Origin of the sequence: Winogradskya humida, assembly GCF_016862215.1 — a bacterium.
Classification (GTDB): domain Bacteria; phylum Actinomycetota; class Actinomycetes; order Mycobacteriales; family Micromonosporaceae; genus Actinoplanes; species Actinoplanes humidus.
Map to the genome: position 1 here is coordinate 24,146 of NZ_BOMN01000152.1, position 9,729 is coordinate 33,874.

Annotated in this window: 6 protein-coding genes; 5 read left to right on the forward strand and 1 reads right to left on the reverse strand. The window is 68.8% G+C overall.

Annotation, left to right across the window (positions count from 1 at the left end):
- Positions 1–25: 25 nt before the first annotated feature.
- Positions 26–2,530: a pullulanase X25 domain-containing protein gene (locus tag Ahu01nite_RS49115; protein ID WP_203843677.1), complete on the reverse strand. Its 2,505-nt coding sequence runs from the start codon at positions 2,528–2,530 to the stop codon at positions 26–28.
- Between the two features lie 180 nt (positions 2,531–2,710).
- Here Ahu01nite_RS49115 and Ahu01nite_RS49120 point away from each other — a divergent pair, with 180 nt between their 5' ends.
- From Ahu01nite_RS49120 to Ahu01nite_RS49140, 5 genes are all read left to right on the forward strand, one after another.
- Entirely contained in the window at positions 2,711–3,988 is a 1,278-nt protein-coding gene (locus tag Ahu01nite_RS49120) for an extracellular solute-binding protein (protein WP_203843678.1), read from the forward strand.
- 31 nt (positions 3,989–4,019) lie between these two features.
- Positions 4,020–4,958, forward strand: coding sequence for a carbohydrate ABC transporter permease (locus Ahu01nite_RS49125; protein ID WP_239159780.1), 939 nt, complete (start codon positions 4,020–4,022; stop codon positions 4,956–4,958).
- On the forward strand, positions 4,958–5,857 hold the full coding sequence (locus Ahu01nite_RS49130; protein WP_239159781.1) for a sugar ABC transporter permease: 900 nt from the start codon (positions 4,958–4,960) through the stop codon (positions 5,855–5,857). Before Ahu01nite_RS49125 ends, Ahu01nite_RS49130 begins: the two co-directional genes overlap by 1 nt.
- A gap of 82 nt (positions 5,858–5,939) precedes the next feature.
- On the forward strand, positions 5,940–7,571 hold the full coding sequence (locus Ahu01nite_RS49135) for a glycoside hydrolase family 13 protein (RefSeq protein WP_203843680.1): 1,632 nt from the start codon (positions 5,940–5,942) through the stop codon (positions 7,569–7,571).
- Between the two features lie 17 nt (positions 7,572–7,588).
- Positions 7,589–9,729: pullulanase X25 domain-containing protein (locus Ahu01nite_RS49140; RefSeq protein ID WP_438874880.1), on the forward strand; the 2,141-nt coding region annotated here is incomplete at its 3' end.

Sequence of the window (9,729 nt, forward strand, 5' to 3'; positions counted from 1 at the left end):
TCCGGGGCAGCGTCAGCCGGTCGGATCAGTTCTTCCTGAAGACCGTGGTGGCGAGCGCGTCGGCGGTGGTGTCGGTCTTGGTGACCGCCCCCGTGGCGTCGAGGACCTTGGTCCAGGAGCCGGCCGGCAGGGTGGCATTCACGCTGCTTGCGCCGGGGTTGTAGACGGCCACCGTGGTGGAGTCGAGCACGGAGGTGATCACCTGGCCGCTGACCTGGGTGCTGTGCCGGGTGTTGACGGCGTCCCAGGTGGTCAGCCGCATGCCGGGGGTGGCTTTGCGCAGCGCGATGGCCGCCTTGTAATAAGCGAAAGTGCCCGCGTTGGTGACCTTGTCGTTCCACCGGATCGCGTTGACGTTGTCACCGGCGTTGTACGAATTCGCCGCAGTCTCGTAGTCGCCGCCCACCACCTTCGAACGCAGGAACTCGTCGCCCTCGGTGAACAGGGGGATGCCCTGCGAGGTGAGCACGATGCCGGCGGCGAAGCGGTCCATCCGGCCGGCCCGCCCGTCGGCGCCGCCGGTCACCCCGGAGTACGTGATCTTGTCCCACAGGTTCAGGTCGTCGTGCGCGGAGACGTAGTTGATCGTCTGCTCCGGGTCGTAGGCGAAGGCGGGGTTCCACAGGTCGCTCAGCACCGCCGTGCTCTTGGTCGCCAGGGGTGATCCGCGCAGGCCGGTGGTGACGGCATTCTGGTTGCCCGCGCCGCCCATGTAGCCGAGGACCTGGTCGCGGGTGCCGCCCTTGATCGCGTCCCGGTACGCGCCGTTGAAGACGCCGATGTGCCCGCCGGTCATCGACGCGGTGCTGCCGTAGCGGACGAAGTCGGCCTCGGCGGGCGGGGTGACGCCGCCCATCCAGGGTTCGCCGTAGAGCTGCAGGTTACGGTCGGGGTAGGTGGTGTTGAGGTAGGTGCCCCAGCCGGCGACCTGGTCGTGGTGGAAGATGCCCATCAGGTCGAAGCGGAAGCCGTCGACGTGGTAGTCGCGTACCCACATCTCGAGGGAGTCGCGGATCATCCGGCTGACCATCGGCTGGCTGTCGTCGAGGGAGTTGCCGCAGCAGCCGGAGTAGTCCGTGGCGGTGTAGTACTTGCCGGTGATGCCCTGCAGGACGTCTTTGGTCGCGGTGTGGTTGTAGACCACGTCCAGGATCACCCGGATGCCGTTGCGGTGGAACTCGTCGACCATGTCGGCGAACTCGCGCATGCGCTCCGCGGGGGCGGTGAACTGGGAGAATTGTTCCTCGGGGACGTTGTAGTTCAGCGGGTCGTAACCCCAGTTCGGAACGGTGCTGGCGAAGTCGTACGCGGGCATGATCTGGACGGTGTTGACGCCCAGTTCCTTGAGGTGGTCGATGCCGGTCTTGGCTCCGTTGTAGGCGGTCCCGGTCTGGACCAGGCCGAGGAACTTACCGCGTTTGTCCGCGCTCACCCCGGACGTGCCGTCGATGGTGAAGTCCCGCACGCTGAGCTCGTAGATCACCGCATCCTCACGGTTCGCCAGTGGGGGTGCTGCCCGCCAGGTGCCGCTGGTCGGCGTGATCGCCGCGGGGTCCACCACGATGCCCTGGCTGGTGCCAGGGTTGACCATCCGCGCGTACGGGTCACGCACGGCTGTGCCGCCGACGGTGAACTGGTAGGCCTGGTTCTTCAGGTTTCCGGTCACACTGGCCTGGTAGACGTCGGTGTAGCCGGGCAGCGAGACACGGGTCGCCGGGTAGGTGGTCCCGCCGACGATGACCTTGACGTCGGTGTTGTCGGGTGACCAGAGCCGGAAGGTGGTGGCGGCGGCGGTGTAGGTGGCGCCGAGGGTCCCGGTGGCGGCCTCGCCTCCCGAGCCGGTGACGGTGAGCTGGTGGCTCGCGGAGTCGTACCGGATCGTCGTGGTGGACCCGGCGGTCGTGACCGTGAACGGGATGTTCGCGCCGTTCGGGCCGCCGTAGCTCTCGGCCCAGGACTGGCCGATGGTGGCCTTGACGGCCCAGGTGCCGGCTGGAATCGCGGTTGTGGTGTAGGTGTAGACGCCGTCGCCGTCGATGTCCTGCAGCCAGGTACGCAGGCAGTCCGGTGCCCAGTCGCCGGTGCAGCCCAGCTCGCTCTGGAAGTCGCCGGCAGCCGTGACGATCCGGCTGGTGACGTCGTCGGTGATCCAGTGGGTCACCGGGTCGTACAGGAACGTGACGGCCTTGCCACCGGCCGGGACGGTGAGCGTGATGTTGCCGCCGCCCGGGGCCGCGTGAGCGCCGTAGTTCTCCGTCCAGCTCCCGTTGAGTGCGGCTTTGTAAGCCCAGGTTCCGGCGGGAACGGTGACGGTGCGCGACCACATGCCGTCGGTGCGCCGGCTGAGGTTCGACGCCGAGCAGTCGGTGGCCCAGTCACCGGCGCACCCGATCTCGCTCTGCAGGTCGCCGGCGATGGTGACCGAGGTGGTGTCGGCGGCGGCGTGCTCGGTGTACGCGATCCCGGCGATCCCCAGGGTCAGGGCGGTTGCCGCAGTGGCAGCGGCTCGGAGGGTTCGTTGTCGGCGCATGGTGGCCTCCATCGATGTCGGTGAGTACCAAGTATTAAGAGCGTGTTACAGAGCCGAGTCAATGCTTGTGCGGCGCAGTTACCAAAACGTTAGCTAACTTGAGTTAGTTACTTGCTACGGTTCGGTCGCACAGCCGGAAGACGTTCACGTTTCTGCAGGTGAATCGGTTAGGGGATGATCATGAAACGCGGGATCGCAACGGTGGCCGTCATCGCATCGCTGGCAGCGCTGAGCGCATGCAGCTCCGACACCGGGTCCGGTGCCGGCTCCGTCTCCGACCCGGCCTCGGTGTCCGGCACCGTGACCTGGTGGGACACCTCCGACGCCACCACCGAGGCACCGACCTTCAAGGCGCTCGTCGCCGACTTCCAGGCGCAGCACCCGAAGATCAAGGTCAACTACGTCAACGTGCCGTTCTCCGACGCCCAGCAGAAGTTCAAGACCGCGGCCCAGGGCGGCAACGGTGCCCCAGATGTCCTGCGCTCCGACGTGGGCTGGACACCAGGCTTCGCCGAGTCCGGCTACCTGCTCCCACTGGACGGCACCCCGGCCGTGGACAAGCCGGACGACATCCTGGCCGGACCGGCCGGTGGCACGAAGTACAACGGCAAGACCTATGGCGCGCCGCAGGTCACCGACACTCTCGGCCTGCTCTACAACAAGGAACTGTTCGCCAAGGCCGGCATCACCGAGCCGCCGGCAACGTGGGCCGAGGTCAAGACGGCAGCGCAGGCGCTCAGATCCAAGGCCGGCGCCGACGGCATCTACCTCAACCCGGACAGCTACTTCCTCCTGCCCTTCCTGTACGGCGAGGGAGCCACCCTGGCCGACGCCGCGACCAAGAAGATCACTGTCAGCTCCGCCGAGGCGGTCAGGGCCGTTGACATCGCCAAGGATCTTGTCGCTTCCGGCGCGGCCGCCAAGCCCGCGTTCACCGACGGCTACGCCAATATGCAGGCCGCTTTCAAGGACGGCAAAGTCGCGATGATCATCAACGGCCCGTGGGCGGCCGGAGACACCTACTCCGGCAAGGCGTTCACCAGCAAGGACACCCTCGGTGTCGCCGCCGTCCCGGCGGGCTCGACCGGCAAGGCCGGCGCCCCGGTCGGCGGTCACAACCTGGTGATCTACGCCGGCACCGAGGCACCCGCCGCCGCCCAGCTGTTCGTGCAGTTCATGACGTCCGGCGAGACGCAGGCCACGGTCGCTGAGAAGAACGGCACCCTGCCGGCCCGCACTTCGGCCTACACCGCTGCGGTGACCGCGAACCCGGTGATCGCGCAGTTCCAGAAGGTGATGGACACCGCACGGCCGCGCCTGGCGATCCCGCAGGCCAGCGATCTGTTCACGCCGCTGTCGCAGAGCTACGTGAAGATCCTTCAGGGCCAGGACACCCAGGCCGGCCTGAACGCGGCCGCGGACGAGTTCACCAAGGTGCTGCCGGGCTACACCAGGTAACGGCAACCCCACTGGAGAAAGGGGTGGCCCCTTGGCCACTGTCACCCGGCGGCTGGGTCGCCACTGGTACGCGTGGAGCATGGTCGCGCCGGTCGTCATCGTGCTGACCGTCCTCGTCCTCGTCCCGCTCGGCCGCGGCCTGTACCTGTCCCTGACCGACGCGAACGAGTCCACCATCGGCCGCACCATCGGGCCCAACCACATTCCGTCCACGTACGAGTTCGTCGGCCTGGACAACTACTGGCACGTCCTGTCCGGCGCGGAGGGTCACTTCTACCAGGTGCTCACCTGGACCGTCGTCTGGACGATCGCCTGCGTGGTCCTGCACTACGTGCTCGGCCTGGGGCTCGCGTTGATGCTCAACCAGCGAGCCCGGTTCCGCGCCGGCTACCGGATCATGCTGATCCTGCCCTGGGCGGTGCCGGCGTTCGTCAGCGCGTTCGCCTGGCGGCTGCTGCTCAACGGCGACCGTGGCATCGTCAACCAGGCGCTCGCGTCCGCCGGGCTCTCCGGTGTGCAGTGGCTTGCCGACCCCCTCTGGCAGAAGGTGTCGGTCATCGCGGTCAACGTCTGGCTCGGTGTGCCGTTCATGATGGTGGCCCTGCTCGGCGGGCTGCAGTCCATTCCCGCCGAGCAGTACGAAGCGGCGGAGATGGACGGGGCGTCGGCGTGGCAGCGCTTCACCTACGTGACACTGCCCGGGCTGCGGCCGATCAGCAGCACCGTGGTCCTGCTCGGCAGCATCTGGACGTTCAACCAGTTCCCGGTCATCTTCCTGCTGGTGGGCGGTGACGCCGGTGCCGACAGCCAGATCCTGGTCACCTATGCCTACCGGCTCGCGTTCGCCGGTGTCCGCGACTACTCGGGCGCCGCGACCTACGGCGCGCTGATCCTGCTGTTGCTGCTGGTCTTCGCCGTGGTCTACCGCCGCCGGCTGGCCGAGCAGGACAGTTCGCTGAGGAGCCGATGATGAGCCTGACAGTTGTCGAACCAACCGCCGCCACCGCGACAGCGGCGCCCGTAGCCCGCCGTCGGCGGCGAGGCGATCGTTCCCGGGCGGCGTCGATCGCCTACCACGCCGTGATGATCACCGCGAGTGCGGCGGCGATCTTCCCGGTTCTGTGGATCCTCTACATGTCGTTCGGCGACGCCGACGCATGGGCCAACCCCGGCGAGATCCTCAGCAACCCGGTGCTGAGCAACTACGCGAACGTGCTCCGCCAGCCCGACGGCTTTCCCACCTGGCTGGCCAACTCACTGATCCTGGCGGCCGGCACCACCGTCGTCGGTGTGCTGATCGCGGCCAGCGCCGGATACGCACTGTCGCGGATGCGCTTCCCCGGGCACGGACCGCTCATGTGGAGCTTTCTGATCACGCAGATGTTCCCGGTCGCCATCCTGATCGTGCCGCTCTACAACATCCTCTCCGCGCTGCACCTGATCAACACGTACGCCGGGCTGGTGCTCACCTACTGCACGATCTCGGTGCCGTTCTGCGCCTGGATGCTGCGCGGTTACTTCGACACCATCCCGGCCGAGATCGACGAAGCCGGCCGGCTCGACGGGCTCTCCCCGTTCGGCACCTTCTGGCGGCTCGTGGTGCCGCTCGCCAAACCCGGCCTGGCGGTCACCGCGTTCTACACCTTCCTCACGGCGTGGGGCGAGGTCGCCTACGCGACCCAGTTCATGACCACACCCGACAAGTACACCCTTGCTGTGGGCCTGCAGACCTACGTCGGGCAGTTCAAGGCCGAGTGGGGCGCCATGACCGCCGCGTCCGTCATGATCTCGATGGTCGCCGCCGCGGTCTTCTTCCTGGTGCAGCGCCACCTGGTCTCCGGCCTGACGGCCGGCGCCGGCAAATCCTGAAGGTCCCTTTTCCGTACGCACAGCGGCCCGTCGCCCCGCGGGCCCCTGCCGTGCTGCCGTCGTACTACCGAAAGGTGCTCCCTTGTCCGAGCAGTCGACGCCCGCGCCCGCATGGCACCGCGCCGCGGTGATCTACCAGGTGTACCCGCGCAGCTTCGCCGACTCCGACGGCGACGGCATCGGGGACCTCCGAGGGATCCGTGGCCGCCTGCCCTACCTTCGTTCCCTCGGGGTGGACGCGGTGTGGCTGTCGCCCTTCTACGCCTCCCCGCAGGCCGACGCCGGCTACGACGTCACCGATTACCGCAGGGTCGATCCGGTCTTCGGCACCATCGATGACGCCGAGACGCTGATCGACGACGCGCACCGGCTCGGCCTGCGCATCATCGTCGACCTCGTCCCCAACCACACCTCAGAGCAGCACGACTGGTTCCAGCGAGCCGTGGCCGGCGGGCCGCATTCACCGTGGCGCAACCGGTACCACTTCCGGCCAGGGCAGGGCCCGGACGGTACGGAACCTCCGAACGACTGGGAGTCGCTGTTCGGCGGGCCGGCCTGGACCCGCCTCCCGGACGGCGAGTGGTACCTGCACCTGTTCGCCGCTGAACAGCCCGACCTGAACTGGGACCATCCCGCGGTTGCCGACGAGTTCCGCACCGTACTGCGTTTCTGGCTCGACCGCGGCGTCGACGGCTTCCGCATCGACGTCGCGCACGGCCTGGTCAAGGCCGCCGGCCTGCCCAACCGCGGCGACCACGCGCCGGCCCACCTGCTCGACATCGGGGTGTCGCCCTGCTTCGACCAGGACGGTGTCCACGACATCTACCGCAGCTGGCGGCGCATCCTCGACGAATACCCCGGCCGCCGGATCGGCGTCGCCGAGGCCTGGGCGCCGACCCTGCAACGCGTCGCCGACTACGTGCGGCCGGACGAACTGCACCAGGCGTTCAACTTCGCCTACCTTGCCACCGCCTGGGACCCGATCGCCCAACGCGAGGTCATCGACGAGTCCCTCGAAGCCGTACGGGCCGTCGGCGCCCCGGCGACCTGGGCGCTGTCCAACCACGACGTCATCCGGCACACCACCCGACTGCTGCAACCAGGCGGCGGGGAGATCGCCGGCCGCCGGCCCGAGCCGGTCGACGAGGTCGCCGGGCTACGCCGGGCCCGCGCCGCGACGCTGCTCATGCTGGCGCTGCCGGGCTCGGCGTACCTCTTCCAGGGCGAGGAACTCGGCCTGCCCGAAGTGATCGACCTGCCCGCCGAAGCGCGCCAGGACCCGGCGTTCCACCGCGCCGCCGGGCAGGACGGCTACCGGGACGGCTGCCGCGTGCCGATCCCGTGGGAAGGCCACGAACCACCGTACGGCTTCGGCCCGCCCGGCGGACGCAGCTGGCTTCCTCAGCCGGCACTGTGGGCCACGCTCAGCGTCGCAGCCCAGCACAGCGACCCCGACTCGACACTGACCATGTACCGCCGCGCCCTGGCCCTGCGGCCCACCTTCACCGGCGACGACCTGTGGTGGGTCGACGCCGGTGAAGGCGTGCTCGCCTTCGACCGCCCGGTGCCGGGCGGTGAGACGGTGCGGTGCACCACCAACATGACCGGCGAACCGGTCGCCGTGAAACACCCCGGCCGGCTGCTGCTGGCCAGCGGCCCACTCGACGGGGACATGCTGCCCCCGGACACCACCGCCTGGTGGTCGGCCGGATGACCACGAAGGGATCCCCCATGGCTTCGAGATCACGACGTGTCGCCGGACTCGCCGCCGGTGCCGCGACGATCCTGCTCATCCCGCTGCTGCCACTGACCGCCGAGGCTGCCGACCAACCCTCCGCCGTCGCCGTCGCCGGCGACCTGGACAGCGAGTTCGGCTGCGGCGGTGACTGGGCGCCCGACTGCGACCAGGCACAGATGACCCGCCGCGCCGACGACGTCTGGCAGCTCACCGCCGACCTGCCGGCCGGGCCCTTCGCGTACAAGGCGGCGCTCGACAAGGCCTGGGACGTCAACTACGGACTGAACGCCGCACCCGGCGGCGCCAACATCCCGATCACCGTCCCGGCCGGTGGCGCGAAGGTCAGCTTCTTCTACGACCACGGCACCCACTGGATCACCGACACGCTCACCGCCCCGATCGCCACCGCCGCCGGCGACTTCCAGAGCGAACTCGGCTGCCCGTCCGACTGGTCACCGGACTGCCTGCGTACCTGGCTGCAGGATCCCGACGGTGACGACACCTACACCTTCACCACCACGGTCCTGCCGGCCGGCACCTACCAGGTGAAGGCCACCCTCGGGATGAGCTGGGACGTCAATTACGGCCAGGACGGTGTCCAGGGCGGCGACAACATCGCCTTCACCGTGCCGGCCGACGCCACCACGACCACCTTCAGCTACGACGCGCCCAGCCACAGTCTCACCGTGTACGCCGGGGAGGCACGCCCAAGCCTGCAAGCGGCACGGGCGCACTGGCTGACACCCGGGGCCATCGCCTGGAAACTCACCGGCGACCCGGCCACCCGTACCTATCAACTGGGCGGCGCCCCCGGCGGCGGGCTGCGCGCCGGGCCATCCGGGCTCACCGGCGGCGCGACGATACCGCTGACCTACGACCCGGCCGGGATGCCCGCCGACCTCAAGGCGAAGTACCCGCACCTGGCCACGTACAGCGTGCTGAGGGTGCCGGCCCGCACCGATGTCGCCGCGTTGCTGCGCGGGCAGGTAGCGGTCGCCGCGATCGACGCCGACGGCAGCCTTGCCGACGCGTCCAGCCTGCAGATCCCCGGCGTCCTCGACACCCTCTTCGCCGCGAAAGCCCGCCGGGCGACACTCGGACCCACCTACCGGGCAGGCCGGCCGGCACTGTCGTTGTGGGCACCGACGGCGCAGACCGCCAGCGTAGAACTGTACGATTCGCCGACCGCGACCACGCCGGCCCTGATGCCGATGCGCCGCGACGACGCCACCGGTGTCTGGTCGGTCACCGGCGACCGGAACTGGGACCGCAAGTTTTACCGCTACCGGATCAAGGTCTTCGCCCCCGCGGCGATGGAGGTGGTCACCAACAGCGTCACCGATCCCTACTCCCTCGCCCTGTCCACCGACTCCGAGCTCAGCCAGATCGTCGATCTCGACGACCGCGATCTGATCCCGCGCGGCTGGAACGCACCCCGGCTGCCCGACATCGCGAACACCCGCCAGCAGATCCAGGAACTGCACATCGGTGACTTCTCCACTGAGGACACCACTGTGCCGGCCGCGTCCCGGGGCAGCTATCTGGCTTTCACCGACACCGACTCGGCAGGGATGCGGCATCTGCGCGAGCTGGCCCGCTCCGGCGTCACCACCGTGCACCTGCTGCCGACGTTCGACTTCGGTGGTGTGCCCGAGAACCCGGCGGACCGCGACCAGCCGCCGTGCGATCTGACGAGCTACCCGGCCGACTCCGACCAGCAACAGGCCTGCATCGCCAGGACCCAGGGCAGCGACGACTTCAACTGGGGTTACAACCCGCTGCACTACACCGTTCCGGAAGGCTCGTACGCCACCCGGCCCACCGGCGCCGCACGGACCCGGCAGTTCCGCGAGATGGTGCAGGCCCTGCACCGCGCAGGCCTACGCGTGGTGCTCGACGTCGTCTACAACCACACCGCGGCCGCCGGCCAGGACCCCGACTCGGTGCTCGACCGGATCGTGCCCGGCTACTACCAGCGGCTCTCACTGAACGGCACAGTGACCACCGACAGCTGCTGCGCCGACACCGCACCGGAACACACCATGATGAACAAACTGGTCGTCGACTCCGTCAAGACCTGGGCCGAGCAATACCAGATCGACGGCTTCCGGTTCGACCTGATGGGCCTTGACCC

Excerpts from the sequence above, each read along its gene's own strand:
- Ahu01nite_RS49115 (WP_203843677.1), bottom strand. The coding sequence starts at position 2,530 with ATGCGCCGACAACGAACCCTCCGAGCCGCTGCCACTGCGGCAACCGCC.
- Ahu01nite_RS49120 (WP_203843678.1), top strand. The coding sequence starts at position 2,711 with ATGAAACGCGGGATCGCAACGGTGGCCGTCATCGCATCGCTGGCAGCG.
- Ahu01nite_RS49130 (WP_239159781.1), top strand. The coding sequence starts at position 4,958 with ATGAGCCTGACAGTTGTCGAACCAACCGCCGCCACCGCGACAGCGGCG.